Origin of the sequence: Hwangdonia lutea (assembly GCF_032814565.1) — a bacterium.
GTDB lineage: Bacteria > Bacteroidota > Bacteroidia > Flavobacteriales > Flavobacteriaceae > Hwangdonia > Hwangdonia lutea.
On record NZ_CP136521.1, the window covers coordinates 771,975 to 789,014 of the forward strand.

At 36.0% G+C, this 17,040-nt stretch carries 17 protein-coding genes; 7 read left to right on the forward strand and 10 right to left on the reverse strand.

Translation table 11 applies throughout. The annotated features are described in order from the left end of the window. Positions 1–42 precede the first annotated feature (42 nt). On the reverse strand, positions 43–1,218 hold the full coding sequence (locus RNZ46_RS03300; protein ID WP_316983965.1) for a GlmU family protein: 1,176 nt from the start codon (positions 1,216–1,218) through the stop codon (positions 43–45). Positions 1,219–1,384: 166 nt separating this feature from the next. Continuing rightward, on the reverse strand, positions 1,385–1,636 hold the full coding sequence (locus tag RNZ46_RS03305; protein WP_311941027.1) for a type B 50S ribosomal protein L31: 252 nt from the start codon (positions 1,634–1,636) through the stop codon (positions 1,385–1,387). Between the two features lie 158 nt (positions 1,637–1,794). On the opposite strand from RNZ46_RS03305, the gene RNZ46_RS03310 reads away from it, so the two are divergent. The 7 genes from RNZ46_RS03310 (at position 1,795) to RNZ46_RS03340 (ending at position 8,873) form a co-directional block, all read left to right on the forward strand. After that, positions 1,795–2,325 (forward strand): DUF4199 domain-containing protein, encoded by a 531-nt coding sequence (locus RNZ46_RS03310; RefSeq protein WP_316983966.1) that lies wholly within the window; start codon positions 1,795–1,797, stop codon positions 2,323–2,325. Positions 2,326–2,364: 39 nt separating this feature from the next. Continuing rightward, a complete protein-coding gene (locus RNZ46_RS03315; RefSeq protein WP_316983967.1) occupies positions 2,365–3,312 on the forward strand; it encodes a glycosyltransferase family 2 protein in 948 nt (315 codons plus the stop codon). Positions 3,313–3,430: 118 nt separating this feature from the next. Continuing rightward, positions 3,431–5,161: a phospho-sugar mutase gene (locus RNZ46_RS03320; RefSeq protein ID WP_316983968.1), complete on the forward strand. Its 1,731-nt coding sequence runs from the start codon at positions 3,431–3,433 to the stop codon at positions 5,159–5,161. Next, the gene (locus RNZ46_RS03325) at positions 5,161–7,017 is read left to right on the forward strand and encodes an ABC transporter ATP-binding protein (RefSeq protein ID WP_316983969.1); all 1,857 of its coding nucleotides are present in this window, start codon (positions 5,161–5,163) and stop codon (positions 7,015–7,017) included. Before RNZ46_RS03320 ends, RNZ46_RS03325 begins: the two co-directional genes overlap by 1 nt. Positions 7,018–7,316: 299 nt before the next feature. Next, positions 7,317–7,859 (forward strand): RNA polymerase sigma factor, encoded by a 543-nt coding sequence (locus RNZ46_RS03330; RefSeq protein WP_316983970.1) that lies wholly within the window; start codon positions 7,317–7,319, stop codon positions 7,857–7,859. A 33-nt stretch (positions 7,860–7,892) separates the two neighbouring features. Next, entirely contained in the window at positions 7,893–8,402 is a 510-nt protein-coding gene (locus tag RNZ46_RS03335) for a hypothetical protein (protein ID WP_316983971.1), read from the forward strand. A gap of 15 nt (positions 8,403–8,417) precedes the next feature. After that, positions 8,418–8,873, forward strand: a complete 456-nt coding sequence (locus RNZ46_RS03340; protein ID WP_316983972.1) for a sensor of ECF-type sigma factor — start codon at positions 8,418–8,420, stop codon at positions 8,871–8,873. A 134-nt stretch (positions 8,874–9,007) separates the two neighbouring features. On the opposite strand, the gene RNZ46_RS03345 is transcribed toward RNZ46_RS03340, so the two are convergent. From RNZ46_RS03345 to RNZ46_RS03380, 8 genes are all read right to left on the reverse strand, one after another. Beyond that, positions 9,008–10,063, reverse strand: coding sequence for a WD40/YVTN/BNR-like repeat-containing protein (locus RNZ46_RS03345; protein ID WP_316983973.1), 1,056 nt, complete (start codon positions 10,061–10,063; stop codon positions 9,008–9,010). Positions 10,064–10,166: 103 nt separating this feature from the next. Continuing rightward, entirely contained in the window at positions 10,167–11,363 is a 1,197-nt protein-coding gene (locus tag RNZ46_RS03350) for an ATP-grasp domain-containing protein (protein WP_316983974.1), read from the reverse strand. Positions 11,364–11,375: 12 nt separating this feature from the next. After that, the gene (locus RNZ46_RS03355; RefSeq protein ID WP_316983975.1) at positions 11,376–12,782 is read right to left on the reverse strand and encodes a leucyl aminopeptidase family protein; all 1,407 of its coding nucleotides are present in this window, start codon (positions 12,780–12,782) and stop codon (positions 11,376–11,378) included. Next, entirely contained in the window at positions 12,779–13,558 is a 780-nt protein-coding gene (locus RNZ46_RS03360; RefSeq protein ID WP_316983976.1) for an alpha/beta hydrolase, read from the reverse strand. The genes RNZ46_RS03355 and RNZ46_RS03360 overlap by 4 nt, the downstream gene beginning before the upstream one ends. Positions 13,559–13,659: 101 nt before the next feature. Further along, the gene (locus RNZ46_RS03365; protein WP_316983977.1) at positions 13,660–14,676 is read right to left on the reverse strand and encodes a transglutaminase domain-containing protein; all 1,017 of its coding nucleotides are present in this window, start codon (positions 14,674–14,676) and stop codon (positions 13,660–13,662) included. Between the two features lie 28 nt (positions 14,677–14,704). After that, on the reverse strand, positions 14,705–15,139 hold the full coding sequence (locus RNZ46_RS03370; RefSeq protein ID WP_316983978.1) for a carboxypeptidase-like regulatory domain-containing protein: 435 nt from the start codon (positions 15,137–15,139) through the stop codon (positions 14,705–14,707). Positions 15,140–15,443: 304 nt separating this feature from the next. Further along, the gene (locus tag RNZ46_RS03375; protein ID WP_316983979.1) at positions 15,444–16,523 is read right to left on the reverse strand and encodes a T9SS type A sorting domain-containing protein; all 1,080 of its coding nucleotides are present in this window, start codon (positions 16,521–16,523) and stop codon (positions 15,444–15,446) included. A gap of 95 nt (positions 16,524–16,618) precedes the next feature. Then, positions 16,619–16,996: a heavy-metal-associated domain-containing protein gene (locus RNZ46_RS03380; protein WP_316983980.1), complete on the reverse strand. Its 378-nt coding sequence runs from the start codon at positions 16,994–16,996 to the stop codon at positions 16,619–16,621. Positions 16,997–17,040 lie beyond the last annotated feature (44 nt).

The window sequence follows — 17,040 nt, forward strand, 5'->3', positions numbered from 1 at the left end:
TAACCTATTGAGAGCTAGTCACCACTTCAGTATATCTCTATACTAATCTCTTCTGAATTTTTTAGTTTCTTCGAAAATGTGCTCAAATATGGCTTTGTCTTTTTCCGTGAATTCTAATTTCTTTCTTCCTATTACCACTTGAGCTACCTCGATGGCCTTTGATAGTTTATAGGTTGTAAAGCCGGCATTTCCGCCCCAACTGAAACTCGGAATAAAATTTCTTGGAAAACCGCTACCATAAATATTGGCGTTAACACCAACTACGGTGCCGGTGTTAAACATAGTGTTTATACCGCATTTGCTGTGGTCGCCCATCATGAGTCCGCAAAATTGCAATCCAGTTTTAGCAAAGCCTTCGGTTTCATAATCCCAAAGGCGTACTTCGGCATAATTATTTTTAAGATTGGAATTATTGGTATCGGCTCCTAAATTACACCACTCGCCTATGACCGAGTTACCCAAATAACCTTCGTGTCCTTTATTAGAGTTTTCAAAAATCACAGCATTTTTAATCTCCCCACCAACTTTACTACAAGGCCCAATGGTTGTTGGCCCGTAAATTTTAGTACCCATTTTTATTCCTGCCCTATCGCACAAAGCCAACGGACCGCGAATGAGGGCACCTTCCATAATTACAGCATCTTTACCAATATATATTGGCCCAAGACTGGCGTTAAGTGTTGCAAACTCTACCGTTGCACCTTCTTCTATGAAAATATGTTCTGGCGCCACAATATTGTTGGTAGCCGAAATGGGTTGTGATTTTCTGTTTTTTGTAATTAGGTTAAAATCCTCTTGAATGGCTTCTCCGTTTTTAGAAAAAATATCCCAAGTGTGCTCTATTTTTATAACGTCACTACTAAGCTCAACGGATTCGTAGGTATCAAAGTCTATATCTTCTTGGGTATCTTTGGCATAAAAGGCAACCACTTGGTCTCCATCAAAAACAGCTTGGTTTTCCTTTAAATTTTCAACCAGATACACTAAGGTTTCGTTGGGTAGGTAGGAGGCGTTTATCATTACATTCTCGTCCATCTCTACCATCGGATATTTATCTGACAAATAATCTTCGGTTACCGTTGTTATTGTTGAGCCTAAATAGGTTTCCCATTTTTCTCGAATGGTTAAAACACCTACTCTAATATCTGCAACTGGTCTTGTAAAGGTAAATGGCAATAAATTAACACGCGAAGGACCATCAAATAGAATGTAGTTCATCTATAAATTTATTTTTTAGACGCCAAATATAAACATTACAGCAAAAAGTTTTACCTCATTTTACCTAGTAAAACAGCAACTTATCGTTGTGTTCGAGAACACTAATGTGCACAAAAAAAGCCTTTCAATAATTTTGAAAGGCTTTTAAATATTTATGCGACTAAATTTATTTTTTAAACTTAGCGTATTTATTTTTAAATTTATCGATACGACCAGCTGTATCTATCAATTTAGATTTACCAGTATAGTAAGGGTGAGATGTTCTTGAAATCTCCATTTTTACAAGCGGATATTCAACGCCATCAACCTCTAAAGTTTCATTAGTAACTGCAGTAGATTTAGTTAAAAACACATCATCGTTAGACATGTCTTTAAATGCTACTAATCTATAATTTTCCGGATGTATACCTTTTCTCATCGCTAAACGCTTTTTATTCTTTATAATTTTCGAGCTGCAAATTTAAGCATTTTTTACAAATGCACAATACTTTTTAATATTTTTTATTCGCATTAAAAATGTAACGTTTTGTTATCTTTGAATACTAACTAATCAACTAACAAATTAAACAAAATATTATGGAAAAATCTATTAAATCTATTGCTACAAATTATGGTTTGTATTTGGGTATTGTCCTATCGTTATTAACCTTATTGGGGTATGTTAATCTCGATTTATTTACGAAATGGTGGTTTGGTATTGGCATGCTCATAATAATTATCATTTTCGGGATTATCTCTTCCATGAAATCCAGGGGTGCTTTAAACGGATTTATTAGCTACAAACAAGCATTTACTTCATATTTTATTACCGTGGCTCTAGGTTTAGCCATAAGTACAGTGGTGAGTATTTTGATTTTTAATTTTATTGACCCAGACGCGGCAGTCGCTTTAAAAGAAAAAATATTAGATTCAACGGTTGAAATGATGCGTAGTTTTAACGCACCGGAAGAAGCGATTGCCGAAACCGTAGAAAAAATGGAGGCCGACGAAAGCATGTTTGCCATTGGCAAGGTTTTGCAATCTTTAGCTTTTCAGCTAATCGGATACAGTCTTGTTGGGTTAATCGTAGCTTTAGTTGTTAAAAAAAATAATCCAGACGAAGCATAATTTCATTACTTTTGACATGTAAAATCTTGACACCTATACATGAATATATCTGTAGTTATACCACTACTTAACGAACAAGAATCCCTAACAGAACTAAATGATTGGATTGCCAAAGTTATGCAGTCCAATCATTTTTCGTATGAAGTTATTTTTATAGACGATGGCAGTACCGATGATTCCTGGCAAATTATTAGCCACTTATCGAAGCAAAACAGCCACGTTAAAGGTATTCGGTTTTTAAAAAACTTTGGAAAATCACAAGCCCTACACGCAGGTTTCGAAAAAGCCCAAGGCGATGTGGTGATTACCATGGATGCCGATTTACAAGACAATCCAAACGAAATTCCAGAACTGTACAACATGATAGTTAACGACGGCTTCGATTTGGTTTCGGGCTGGAAAAAGAAACGCTACGATTCGGTACTGGCAAAAAATTTACCATCAAAATTATTTAATTGGGCGGCCAGAAAAACCTCAGGTGTAAAACTGAACGATTTTAATTGCGGCCTTAAAGCCTACAAACTGGATGTTGTAAAAAACATTGATGTTAATGGCGAAATGCACCGCTATATTCCTGTGCTTTCTAAAAATGCTGGATTCACAAAAATTGGCGAAAAAATTGTGCAGCACCAAGCTAGAAAATACGGTGAAACCAAATTTGGAATGAACCGTTTTGTACACGGTTTTTTAGATTTAATAACCATTTGGTTTTTGTCACGGTTTGGCAAACGCCCCATGCATTTGTTTGGCGCATTAGGCTTTTTAATGTTTGCCATTGGATTCGGCTTTGCTACTTATTTGGGCATAGACAAGTTATTTTTAAACCCCATGGGACGACTCATTACCCAACGCCCCCAATTTTACATAGCACTTGTTACAATGATAATTGGTACCCAGTTTTTTGTGGCTGGCTTTTTAGGCGAAATTATTTTACGCACCAAGCAAAATAAAAAACGCTATTTAATTAAAGACGAATTGAATTTTTAATTAAATTATTAGAGCGAAATTATTATAATTATAAAAATTATATTTCTTAAATTTAAAACAATAAACTAACTAACGAAATGCTTATTTTAGCGTTTGTTTAACTTATCAATGCTTAAAGATGATTCATATTAAACCTGAAATTTTAGACCGAATAAACTCGTGGTTAACCCCAACTTTCGATGAAGAAACGCAGCAAACCATCAAAGATAGCATTGCCAATAATCCAAAGGATATCCAGGAAAGTTTTTATAAAAACCTAGAATTCGGAACTGGAGGAATGCGTGGCATTATGGGTGTTGGCACCAACAGAATCAACAAATATACCCTAGGAAAAAACACCCAAGGTTTAAGTGATTATTTACATAAATCTTTCCCTAACGAAACCCCAAAAGCCGTAATTGCTTACGATTGCAGGCATAATAGTAAATCGTTAGCCAAAGTAGTGGCCGATGTGTTTTCGGCAAACGGCATTAAAGTCTATTTATTTGAAGATTTAAGACCCACTCCAGAATTATCATTCGCATTAAAACACCTCAACTGCCACTGTGGCATCGTGTTAACGGCATCGCACAACCCACCAGAATATAACGGCTATAAAGTGTATTGGCGAGATGGCGGGCAACTGGTACCCCCGCATGACAATGCCATTATTAATGAGATAGAAAGTCTAGACTACACCGACATTAAATTTGAAGCCAATAACGATTTAATCCAATACATAGGAAAAGAGGTTGACGACGCGTTTATAGATGCTTCGGTACGCAACGGAAGCTTTAACACGCCCCAAGCCGCGAAAGACGATTTAACTATTGTTTTTACGTCGCTTCATGGCACCTCAATTACAGCAGTACCCGAAACCTTAAAACGTGCGGGTTACAAAAACGTGCACATTGTTAAAGAGCAGGAAGTGCCCAATGGCGATTTCCCAACCGTAGCTTCACCAAATCCGGAAGAGCCCGCGGCATTAAAAATGGCATTGGAACTAGCCGAAAAAGTGAACGCCGATATTGTTATTGGTACCGACCCCGATTGCGACAGATTAGGTATTGCCGTGCGCAACACAAAAAACGAATTACAGTTGCTTAACGGTAATCAAACTATGTTGGTAATGACGCAGTTTTTGTTAAAACAATGGGAAAAACAAGGCAAAATTACAGGTAAGGAATTCATTGCCTCTACCATCGTTTCAACACCCTTGTTAAGCACACTTGCGGCTTCATATAATGTAGAGAGTAAAATTGTACTTACTGGTTTTAAATGGATAGCCCAGTTAATCCACGAAAACAAAAATCTTAATTTTATTGGTGGTGGCGAAGAAAGTTTCGGCTATATGGTTGGCGATTTTGTACGCGACAAAGATGCGGTAACCTCAACGCTTTTAGCTTGCGAAATTGCAGCTCAAGCCAATGCAAATGGCAGTTCGGTTTATAAAGAGTTAATAGATTTGTACGTTGAACATGGTTTTTACAAAGAACACCTAATCGCATTAACCAAAAAAGGGATTGAAGGCGCCGAAGAAATAAAACAAATGATGATTGATGCCCGCGAGAATCCGCTAACCGAAGTAAACGGCTCCAAAGTTACTAAAATTGAAGACTATCAATTATCGGTTTCAAAAAATATGATTACTGGAGAAGAAAGCCCTATTAACCTCCCAAAATCCAATGTGCTTATTTATTACACCGAAGATGGTACTCAAGTGGCATTAAGACCAAGTGGTACCGAGCCAAAAATTAAATTTTATATGAGTGTTAACACCAATTTAAATTCTGCCTCAGAATATAAAACCGTAGAAGCGCAACTCGACAAAAAAATAGCGGCCATTGTAAAAGACATGAAATTGAGTTAATGAATCACTTTATAAATATTTTAAAATACGCAAAACCTTATAAGCGTTATGCCATAGGACACATTATTTCTAATGTGTTTTTTGCTTTATTTGGCACCCTTTCATTTGTAGCATTAAAGCCCATGCTGGATGTTATTTTTAAGAAAGACCCTCTTGATGATTTGGGGCAACCCACTGCACAAATAATTCCTACAGAACCGGTTTATACAGGCTTAATGGAAATTGACGATTACGTTGAAAAACTATTGGCATACAACATGCACCAATTTACCGGTGGAGACGACTCGAAGGCTTTAATTTTTGTGGTTGCACTTATAGTTGTTATGTTTTTATTGAAAAATATTTTTGGCTATTTAGCGAATTATTTTTTAGTATTTCTTAGAAATGGTGTAATTAGGGACATTAGAAATAAAGTTTACAAAAAAACGGTTGAATTACCACTTTCATATTTTTCCGAGCAACGAAAAGGCGATATTTTATCGCGGGTAACCAGCGATGTTTTAGATTTACAATATTCGTTTTTATCGGTTTTAGAGCTTATTGTTAGGGAGCCTTTAACCATTATTTTCACCATCACAATCATGCTGTACATCAGTCCGCAGCTCACCCTATTTATTTTCATTTTCATCCCTGTAATGGGTTTTATCATTTCAAAAATTGGTAAAAGTTTAAAACGAAAATCAGATCGTGTTCAAAAAGAACAAGGCATATTTCTCTCCGCATTGGAAGAAACACTTACGGGACTGCGCATCATTAAGGGTTTTAATGCCGAAGAAAAATTTAACGAACGGTTTCAAGAGTCGACCACAAGGTTTTATCATTTTTCAAACAAGTTACTCAACCGTCAAAATCTAGCATCGCCAAGCAGCGAATTCTTGGGCATTCTCATGATTGCCGTTATTTTATGGTACGGTGGTAATTTGGTGCTTACTGGCGATTCTGAATTAGACGGCAGTACATTTCTCGTTTATATGGGGCTATCATACAATATATTGACACCGGCAAAAGCCATTTCGAGGGCGCTTTACAACATTAAAAAAGGTGGTGCTGCCGCAGAACGTATTCAAGAAATCATCGATACGCCAAATCCTTTAAAGGATAAAGAAAATGCTATTGAAAAAAACAGTTTCGACTCTGAAATTAAATTTGACAATATTTCCTTTAAATATCAAGACGACTATGTTTTAAAGGATTTTTCTTTAACCATTCCCAAAGGGAAAACCGTTGCGCTTGTTGGGCAATCCGGTAGTGGAAAATCGACCATCGCCAATTTGATTACCCGTTTTTACGATGTTAACAAAGGGCAAATTTTAATTGATGGCATCGATATTCGCGACTTATCCACAGGCTCTTTACGCGCACAATTGGGCATTGTAACCCAAGATGCTATTTTGTTTAACGAAAGCATAAAAAACAATATGACATTGGGTAAAGACAATGCTACCGACGAAGAAATTATTGAAGCCCTAAAAGTAGCCAATGCTTGGGAGTTTGTTAAAGATTTACCAGAAGGCATCAATACCAATATTGGCGATTCCGGAAACAAGCTTTCTGGCGGACAAAAACAACGTTTAAGTATTGCCCGCGCCGTATTAAAAAGTCCACCCATTATGGTTTTAGACGAAGCCACATCGGCACTCGATACCGAAAGCGAACGCTTGGTACAAGTCGCTTTGGAAAATATGATGAAAAATAGAACATCCATTGTTATTGCACACCGTTTATCAACCATTCAAAATGCCGATGAAATTGTGGTTTTAAATAAGGGTCAAATTGATGAACAGGGGCAACACAACGAACTCATTGCCAAAAATGGTACCTACAAAAAATTAGTGGAAATGCAGAGTTTTGAATAAGTGAACAAACATTAAAAAAAACAAAAAAGGATAGAGATTTGGGGCTTCTATCCTTTTTTTATTCATTGCTAGACTTGGGGACAAAACTAGCAACATAAGTAGGTTTCTGGTACAAACATAAAGTAAAAAAACAGACTACACAAGAAAAAAATGCATTTAATCGTATTTAAAATACACTTCATCGATGTTTTTTGGTTTAATTAATTGTCTATCAGTGTTTTATGATATTGAGAAAATAATAAAAAAATTCACATTAAACTTTTATTATATTTAATAGTCTAAAAACCAAACCATTTTCTTTGATTGACGACGCACAGCTATTAGAACAATTGCAATCTAAAACCTATAAAGAGCAAGCTTTCAAAACTTTGCTAACGCTTTATAAGGAACGCTTATATTGGCATATTCGCAACATTGTTAAATCGCACGATGATGCTGATGATGTGCTTCAAAACACGTTCATAAAAATTTATAAAAATATTAATAACTTTAAGGGGGAAAGTAAACTGTATTCTTGGATGTACAGAATAGCCACAAACGAATCGATTACGTTCATTAATAAAAATGCAAAACGCTTACAGGTAAGTAATGAAGAGGTGCAGCAAATGGCCATAAACAATTTAACCACCGATGTGTATTTTGAGGGCGATGCCATTCAGTTAAAATTACAACAAGCCATCGCAACGCTACCGCAAAAGCAGCAATTGGTTTTTAATATGAAGTATTTTGAGGATATTAAATATAAAGATATGGCAGAAATTTTAGAAACCAGCGAAGGCGCGCTAAAAGCATCATACCATATAGCCGTTAAAAAAATTGAAGACTATTTAACTAAAAATTAAACCTTTTAAGCATAAAATAGTCCAACTAATACCATGAAAAACAAGAATTTACATAACATGAAATCCTCGGGCTTTAAAACGCCAGACAACTATTTTGAGTCTTTTGATGACAAACTTTTAGCCAAGTTAAAAGCTCAAAATAAATTAGATGACATTAAAACAACAGGGTTTAAAGTGCCAAACGATTATTTTGAAACGATTGACGACGCTATTTTGAGTACGGTTCAAAATCAAAAAGACACCAAAGTCGTTTCGTTATTTTCTTGGAGGAAAATGGCATATGCATCTGCAGTTGCGGCAAGTATAATACTTATGTTTAACCTATTTTTTAATACGCCTGAAAAATTAACTTTCGATTCGTTGGAAATCGCATCCATAGAAAATTATTTAGCTGAGGAAGGTTTTACAACTTACGAATTAGCCACTTTATTAACAGACGAAGAATTAAATTCCGAAGCTTTTACAAACACCCAAATCACAGAAGATTCGTTAGAAGATTATTTATTGAATAACGCAAACATTGAAGATTTATTAATAGATTAAACCTATAAACTAAGCATGAAAAAGATTATTATAACAGTGCTTTTCGCGAGTTTAACACTAACTGCCTTTTCTCAAGAGAATGATAGAAGAGAGCATATTAAAGCACTTAAAGTAGCGCATATTACAGAAACATTAAACCTGTCTGCACAAGAAGCACAACAGTTTTGGCCCATATATAATACTTACGACGATAATATTCATAAGTTAAAACACCAAGACATTAGAAGCATTCGTAAAGAGATTAAAGACAATTATGAAACACTTACCGATAAAAAATCTCAAGAATTATTGGATAGGTTGTATCAAGCTGAAAACAGTATGCACAACGAGCGTGTTACATTAGCTAATAAACTAAAAACCATCATTTCTCCAAAAAAGATTCTTTTATTGCAGATTGCGGAAGAAAGCTTTAAAAGAAAACTATTTGAGCAATATAAAAAAAGAAGACAAGAAGGTAAAAAAAGGAATTAGAATGCCGCTATCTGAAAGGTCTAATTCTATGTCATATTGAGCTTGTCGAAATATTTTGACTTACTGATAATCAAGATTGGTTTCGACAAGCTCAACCTGACACATACAATTCGAAAAGACTTTTTTAGACAAATTCATTGCTCCCTAAACGTGAGCTTAGAAATTCTTCCTGCGCCAGCAGCATAAGCCACACTATCGTTTAAAAACCTGATGGTATAAAAACCCTCATCACTTAAACGCTTCCAAGTATTCCCGGAATCGTTACTATAATCAATCCCTTTAAAACCTATGGCAACAAGCTCCTTCCCTTTTCCGCTTGGCATGTATTGCACACAGCTTCGGTAACCGGGATTTTGGTTTTGTGCCACCAGATCCCAGGTTTTTCCGCCATCGGTTGTCCTTATTTTATTGGCAGCATTATCGTCCGGCTTGGTGTAATCGCCACCTATGGCAAACCCATTTAAATCATCATAAAAATCGATGGAATAAATACCCGTGGTTTCCAATCCTTGAATAATTGGTGTTTCAAAAACGTCCCACGTTTTGCCTTTATCTGGCGAATATAAAACCCTGCTCGCCTTCCCTCCTGTGGCCACCCAAGTATTATCGCCAACAATAGCAATATTGGTATCGCTGGCAGCAAATGCCGCTTCGCCATCTTTAGCTTTTGGTAAATCGTCGCAGGATAGTTTAGTCCAAGTTTCCCCGCCATCGCGGGTGATGATGATACTCATGCAATCCTCGGTTGGATCGCCAATGGCAATGCCTTCGTTGTCGTTCCAAAAATCCATGGAATCGTAAAAAGCTTTGGGGTGGTTTTCTATATAGTTAATGGAATCTGTATACATAGTTACCTTATATAATAAAGATGGTGAAGAAATACTTAAAACATAAACCGCTTGGGAAGTCAATGCTAGCGATCTAAAATTTGGAACAATGGAGTCATATTGTATTTGATAAGCTAATCCACTTTTATTACTATCAAAGGCAAAAGCACCAAACTCTCCATTTGAAGTAGCAAAAACACCAATACTATCTTTTTTGTGTAATTCGATTGCCCTAACATTCAACAAAGAATCTTCTACAATATGCTCAATTTCAACCTTATAAAAATTCCTAGACTTAAACTTATCTTCCTTTTTACAAGAAAAAAACACCATAACGACTAACACAAATACAATACGTTTCATTTTAAAAAGATTTTCATAAAAATAGAAAAGCTCCGTAAACAATCACGAAGCTTTTAAAATTATTTTTACCATTGCTATGACATGTAAAACTAAAAAAATTCAGCTAATCCCTTAAACTATCTGGTGCCGGTAAACTCGCGTGAAATTCGTTGGCAATACGGCTTGTGTACATGTCTAACAACTCCAGTACACGCTCACTGGATTCCGACACCACAATAAGACCTATGTGCCATGGTTTGTGCATACGCCATACGATTTCCTCATCGGTAAAACTAGAGGTATCTGGATATTCATAGCGACTTAAAGACACCACTATACCAGCGTATTTATTGTGGGTTTTTGGTAATTTATAGGTTTGCTTTTTTAGAGTGTCCGATTCAATTCGTGCCCATTCAGTCCATAAGTTAACGCCCGAAGCGAAGGCCACCATTTCTGCTAAATTAGCACCTCCAACCCTAGACGACGTTTCTAAAAAAAACAGTTCGCCCGTAGCTTTTGAAGCAATAAACTCGGTATGTGATGCGCCAAATTGCATACCGAAAGCTTTCATAACTTCAGCATTCATTTTGGTTAACGCTTTTTCAGTTTTTGACCCGATTTCACAAGTGGCCGATCTAAAAATACCGCCGCCATGGGCAACCTCAAAAGGCGTGTCTAAATATTTACTAACCCGAGAAAAAAGGACTTTACCGTCAACATTTAATCCGTCGACATGATACACATCACCCGGAGCAAATTTTTCAACTAAAAAATCGTCGCGCTCATCGCCCAAACTATGCACGACTTCCCAAAGTTCGTCTTTAGAATGTATTTTTTTTATTCCAGCTGCCGAAGCTTCCGAACGTGGTTTTAGCAACCAAGGCGGACTAACATTATCGGCATAATTATTTATAGCACCATCATTAAACAAGGCTGTAAACTCTGGCACATTTATCCCTTCTTCCTTCGCTTTGATACGCATAGCCAATTTATCTCTAAAATAGCGCGCCGTAGTACTGCCCATTCCAGGCATTCTAAAATGTTCGCGAATGGCAGCTACATTTTCTACATCAAAATCGTCTAATGCTACAAAGCGGTCAAACTTAATGCTTCTGTATTTGTACGCCAATCCTTTAATAACATCGGTATCATTCCAATTTTCAACATAAAACACATCATCTATTGCTTCCCACGGCCAATTTTCATGTTCTAAATTTTTCATGGTTAACAAATACACTTGATTGCCCTCGGCTTTGCATTGTTTTATAAAATCTTCACCTTTAAAATAAGTGGAAATACAAATGAAATTGAGCGGCTGCATAGACATGTTTTTTTAGTTTAAAGATTTTACATAATTGGTAATTAATTGCACACCAAAACCAGAAGCACTTTTCATTTTTGAATAGGGCGAATCGCCAAAAGACACACCTGCAATGTCCAAATGCATCCAGTTTTTATGAGACTCCGTAAACGCTTCTAAAAATTTAGCGGCATTAATGGCTCCCGCAATGGGTTTACCACTAAAGTTACGCAAATCTGCAATATCTGAGTGCAAATCGGCTTCAAAATCTTCAAATAAAGGCAGTTGCCACACACGCTCGTTGGTTTTATAACCAATATCCGACATGGTTTTTGCCATTTCGGTATTATTGGTAAACATTCCTGCTGCTGAAAATGCCAAAGTCCGCACCACACTTCCTGTTAATGTGGCAATATCAATAATTTTTTCCGGCCGAAATTCCTTTATTAAATAACTCAATCCATCAGCTAAAACCAAACGTCCTTCGGCATCGGTATCGATAATTTCGATGGTTTTGCCCGAATATGAGTTAATCACATCGCCCGGTCTGTAACTGTTTTTGTCTACGGCATTTTCCGCGGAAGCGACAATACCGACCATATTCACATCCAATTTTAATTTGGCAACCAATTCCACAACGCCCAAAACCACGGCAGCACCACCCATATCGCTTTTCATATAGTGCAAATTGGTGGATGGTTTTATGGATAGTCCGCCCGTATCAAAGGTGATGCCCTTGCCCACCAAACCAATATCTATTTTGGCATTTGGTTTTGTAATGTATTCAGTAACGATAACCACCGGCGGATTAACACTGCCCTGGCCAACCGCAATTACAGCATCGAAACCTTGTTTTTTTAATTCGTTTTGATGTAAAACGGTACATTTATAATTGTATGTTTTAGCCGATTTTGTTGCCCAATCGCCTAAAAATTCAGGCGTTTTATAATTTGCCGGTGCATCAACCAAAGCTTTTATTTGGTTGGTGGTTTCGCCTGTGTATTTGCCCTCTTTAAGCTGAATTGTAATATCTTTTTTTGATATGAAATTGATTTCTAGTTTGGACTGTTTTTTCTTCTCGGATTTAAACTGACCGATTTCATAATTAGACAATTCCAAACCAATAACCGCTTGTTTAACCGCATCTTCCGACAGTGATTGCGCATCAACCTGAATGCTTTTGCTCCAATTCTTTTTAGTATTAAAAGCTAGTTTCCTAAAGGCTTCTTCAATTTTTACGGCATCCTTCTCTTCGCCCAATCCTAAAAGATAAATTCTATTTCCAGCATCACCATAAATAAGTTGATGGGTTGACAATTCACCCTCAAAATCAAGGTTTTTTATAGAAGTGAATTCTTCCAGACAATCAAGTTTTCCCTTTTTACAAGGAATTATGATGTCCTTATTATTATCTAAGTTTTGTGTGTGTTTAAATTTCATGTTTTTTTATTAAAGAAAAGCCATTTTACAGCTTTGGGAAACTCCTCGCGCCAATGTACTTCGGAATGATCGCCCGATTCCTTCACTGAAAAATGAAAATCTATGTTATGCCCCTTTTCCATTTTGTTTCTAATAATGGTATCCAACATTCTGGCATTTGGCAAGTGCTCTTTACTTTCTTGTCCGCCAGCGTACAAATAAATTTTAGATTCGTTTAAGGGCGAAAAGGTTTTGGTGTTGTTAAAAATCATTCTCGAAATCCATAAACTAGGTGAAAAAATCATCATTTTACCAAAAACCCCGGGATTTGATAAACCGGCGTGTAAACTTATTAATCCACCCATAGAACTACCGCCAATACCGGTGTGCTCAAAATCGGTTAATGTTCGGTAATGACTGTTAATGTAAGGAATTAATTTATCAATCATAAATTGGATATAAAAATTTCCTTTGCCTTTGCCAAAACGTGGGTGATAATACGGCAAGTATTCAATAATACGTTCCTCTTCACCGTGATCTATGGCTATAATTATAATATCGCTCAGCCCTTCTTCGGCCAATTTTGCCATCGATTTATCAATCGCCCAATCGCCGTATTTAGCTAACGGATTAAAAAGGTTTTGCCCATCTTGAAGGTATAAAACTGGATATTTTTTATCGGTTTCGTAATAATCGTGTGGTAATAATGCCGATATTTTTCTGGTGGCATTTAAGTGGGGTACTTCATAAGCCTCTTCTATAACTTCTATAATAGGCTCAAACTCAGTCATTGTCATTTGCAAAATTTTAAAAGGCGAAAATACATTTTTACGTCATTATATGCTATAAAAATTTTTATGGAAATATTATAAATAAATAAGTTAGTTTTTAGGCCGCCTTAGCTTTTTACCTTAAACGTATATGTGGAAATTAAATCGTCACCAAGTAAAAAATGCACATCGTAAAAACCGGTGTATTTGAATTTATATTCAAAAGTTAAAGATTCGTTTTTTACAACAGTTGATTCTGGACGTATGGTTTTACTGTTATTCCCGCTATCAATTAAAAGTGTTACGTCTTTTGCGTTTGCCGGTTTAAGAAGCTGAAACTTAAAGGTGATTTTTTCGTTTTTCTGAATGGTGTTGTGCATCTTTTTAGGCTGAATATGGTTGCTGAGATTCGCATAAGCCTGTCCGTAAATTATTGGTGATTCTATAAACGTTTCAAACGAAGATGTATTGATATCATCTAAAAGCAACCATTTTTCGTCGACCGGAAAATGGTCGATAACAAACAGTTTGGGGTTGGCCAAAAAGAAGCCGTCATTATAAAGAAATTGAAATTGAAAGGTTTCTGGATTGGGAATGCCACTCGCCCAAGTGGGGTCGCACAAATACCATTTGCCATTTAATCTAACCGCATTCCAAGTGTGGTTTGGCATGTCGAGCGATTCGATATTTATCGTGCTTGTTTTGGCAAAACCATGCACCATTTCGCATTCAATGTTGGCTAAATTCGCAAGCTCCTTTAACAGATAAGCGTAACCCGTGCAAATGGTTCTATTGTTTTTTAGGAGTTTTTTAAGGGTCGCTTTTCTAAATTCGGTATTCCAGTTTTCAAGCTTAACACTATCGTTTTTAAAGCGTTGCCGTTTTCGCATATTTTTTGAATACATGCCGTAGTCATTGGCAATATTATTGCAAACCCAAGTAAAAATGGCTCTAAAACGCTCTACATCGGTAGTTAAATTCGAGGTAAGTTTGTGTACCAATTCGGGTAATTTATCAAGCCTTTCATTTTTGTATTCCAACGCTATTCTATCGGCTTTCTTAAAATCAATAGTTTCAAAATCAGAAATTTGAGCATGCGATTGGAGCACAAAAATGAACAAAAATAAACAGCGTATAATTTTCATTTAAACAAGGCTATCAAAATGCTAATTATTAATTAGACCGTTTGGATTTATAAGGTTTATTGGAATTTAAAGCACCCACGAATTCAATTAAATCTTCGCTTAACACTGGTCTAATAAAAGTGGTATCGTCCTTAATTTTTACGGCAATGGTTTCGTAACCCAAATAGTTAATAAGCAGAACATCGCCTGTTTTTAGTGCTTGCGGAAATGTAAATTCGCCTTTGCTGTTAGACACCGTTCCTACTTTAGAACCTTTTAAGGTAATGCTGGCGCTCTCCACAGGCCCTTCATCATTGGTGATAATGCCTTTAACGATGCGCTCGTTTTGCTGCACTTCGGTAGAATTCGCTTCTTCTGTTTGTCCGTAAACCGGATTAAACATAAGGGTTGTAATCATTAATACGGTTACAAAACCTAAAGTGTTGATTACTTTTTTTGGGGTGAGTTTTAATTGTGTTTTCATTTGTTTATTTGTATTTTTTTATAGGTCAAATGTAATTCGCCAATAAACCTTTGTGTTAGTATCAACTTAGTTTTTATGGCTCATTTCATAATTCTATATATTTTGTTTTCATCAAATCTATCCCAAGACAGATTGTTGTGAAAGTTATATTGAGTGAATAATCGATTTGACTGAGTAAAGATACTAAATTTTGAAATGAAGGACAATCTAAGAGTTAATATTCAGCAATTTACATTTTAAATTAACAGCCTATTGTATTTATTGATAGTTTTATCAATTATTCGCATTAGCTAAAACACTCACTCTATTTTTTAACAAACTTAAACGTATTGTTGTTGGCTATTTCTAAAAAATAAAGACCACTTTTTAATTGACTAATGGTTATTTTGTGATTTGGCACTAAATTACCTTTAGCTACCTCCACACCCAAAGTGTTATATATTTTGTAGTTTTCCGTTCGAGTTAAACCTGAAATTTGCAAATATTGCAGTGATGGGTTAGGAAAAACAGATAGTTCTTCAAATACTGAGGCACTTACAGAAAGTGCATTTAAAGAGAATTTAGAAATTTTATTTAATGACAATTGAGCTATGTACATATCGCTGCCAACAAGCAATATATCTGCAGGGTTAGATATAGATGGAATTACTGTTGTTGCAGTAGTTTGCGGCATAACCGTTATATCAATTTTCGAGATTTTGTTACCACCTCCACCAGCCGCTGTATAGTGGCTTATGTACAAATCGTTCCCATCTAAAGCCAATCCAATAGGTGCGGGCATTCCTGTTATTTCATCTGTTAAAACAGGCGTAGCGGCTGTTATGTCAACTTTAGATATTTTATTTCCTTGATATACTGCAATGTACATATAGTTGCCAGTAATCCATAGATCCTTTGCGGTTCTTACACCAGTAACAAAAGTGCTTAGTGTGGGGGTTGGTTGAGAAACATCTACTTTATAAATTTTTTTATTATTAACCGGTGGGGCATTGGGGTCTTCAGCTATATATAAAGCGTTTCCATGTAATACCATCCTGCCCGGGTTGGTTATCCCTGTTATTAAGTCTGTTTTGGTTGGCGTTACATCTGTAACGTTTATTTTGGAAATCTTGTTCTCAGAATTCTCAGATATGTACAACTCATCGCCATTAAACACTAAACCCCTAGGAGCATTTACCCCTGTTATTACGGTAATTGGTGTTGGGTTTGAAATAGTTAAATCAATTTTAGAGATTTTATTACCATTAAGTTCAGCTATGTATAAATAATCACCTTTTACTGCTAAACAATTTGGAGAATTTAACCCCGTTGCAACATCTGTAACCTGTGCAAAAGTTGATAGAGTTAAAAATAAACTGAGGCAAGCAATGTAAATTTTTTTCATGTTGATTTGTTTTCTTAAAGCACTAATATAGATTTTTTTTACAAAAAAACCCAAAGCAACAAACTTTGGGTTTTTAATATTAAAAGTGAATTTTTCTAGTTTTTTGGTTTTTCTTCACCCTCGTCTTTATGGTCGTCAATCACCTTATCATCGCGATATTTACAACATGGGTGTACAGAAGCATAAGCCTCGTCGGTTGCTTTTACCTCTTTAGTATCGTGCCCCACTTTAGCGATAGTTTTCTGTATGGCTTTTAAATCGGTTTTACGGGCGTCGTAAATCAGTTTTAACTCGTGGGTTTTCACGTTCCAATCGGCCGACTTTACACCTTTTGAGGTTAAGCAGGCTTTTTCAATGCGGTTTTTACACATCATACAAACACCATCGACTTCAATGGAGGCTTTTTGGTTTTTGTTTTGTGCAAAGGTTGTTGTTCCTATTAGCATAAGTGCTAAAATCATTATTTTTTTCATAATTAAGTTTTTTTCATTCCCGTGAAGACGGGAATCTCATTTAA

Excerpts from the sequence above, each read along its gene's own strand:
- RNZ46_RS03300 (WP_316983965.1), bottom strand. The coding sequence starts at position 1,218 with ATGAACTACATTCTATTTGATGGTCCTTCGCGTGTTAATTTATTGCCA.
- RNZ46_RS03305 (WP_311941027.1), bottom strand. The coding sequence starts at position 1,636 with ATGAGAAAAGGTATACATCCGGAAAATTATAGATTAGTAGCATTTAAA.
- RNZ46_RS03310 (WP_316983966.1), top strand. The coding sequence starts at position 1,795 with ATGGAAAAATCTATTAAATCTATTGCTACAAATTATGGTTTGTATTTG.
- RNZ46_RS03315 (WP_316983967.1), top strand. The coding sequence starts at position 2,365 with ATGAATATATCTGTAGTTATACCACTACTTAACGAACAAGAATCCCTA.
- RNZ46_RS03320 (WP_316983968.1), top strand. The coding sequence starts at position 3,431 with ATGATTCATATTAAACCTGAAATTTTAGACCGAATAAACTCGTGGTTA.
- RNZ46_RS03325 (WP_316983969.1), top strand. The coding sequence starts at position 5,161 with ATGAATCACTTTATAAATATTTTAAAATACGCAAAACCTTATAAGCGT.
- RNZ46_RS03335 (WP_316983971.1), top strand. The coding sequence starts at position 7,893 with ATGAAAAACAAGAATTTACATAACATGAAATCCTCGGGCTTTAAAACG.
- RNZ46_RS03340 (WP_316983972.1), top strand. The coding sequence starts at position 8,418 with ATGAAAAAGATTATTATAACAGTGCTTTTCGCGAGTTTAACACTAACT.
- RNZ46_RS03345 (WP_316983973.1), bottom strand. The coding sequence starts at position 10,063 with ATGAAACGTATTGTATTTGTGTTAGTCGTTATGGTGTTTTTTTCTTGT.
- RNZ46_RS03350 (WP_316983974.1), bottom strand. The coding sequence starts at position 11,363 with ATGCAGCCGCTCAATTTCATTTGTATTTCCACTTATTTTAAAGGTGAA.
- RNZ46_RS03355 (WP_316983975.1), bottom strand. The coding sequence starts at position 12,782 with ATGAAATTTAAACACACACAAAACTTAGATAATAATAAGGACATCATA.
- RNZ46_RS03360 (WP_316983976.1), bottom strand. The coding sequence starts at position 13,558 with ATGACAATGACTGAGTTTGAGCCTATTATAGAAGTTATAGAAGAGGCT.
- RNZ46_RS03365 (WP_316983977.1), bottom strand. The coding sequence starts at position 14,676 with ATGAAAATTATACGCTGTTTATTTTTGTTCATTTTTGTGCTCCAATCG.
- RNZ46_RS03370 (WP_316983978.1), bottom strand. The coding sequence starts at position 15,139 with ATGAAAACACAATTAAAACTCACCCCAAAAAAAGTAATCAACACTTTA.
- RNZ46_RS03375 (WP_316983979.1), bottom strand. The coding sequence starts at position 16,523 with ATGAAAAAAATTTACATTGCTTGCCTCAGTTTATTTTTAACTCTATCA.
- RNZ46_RS03380 (WP_316983980.1), bottom strand. The coding sequence starts at position 16,996 with ATGAAAAAAATAATGATTTTAGCACTTATGCTAATAGGAACAACAACC.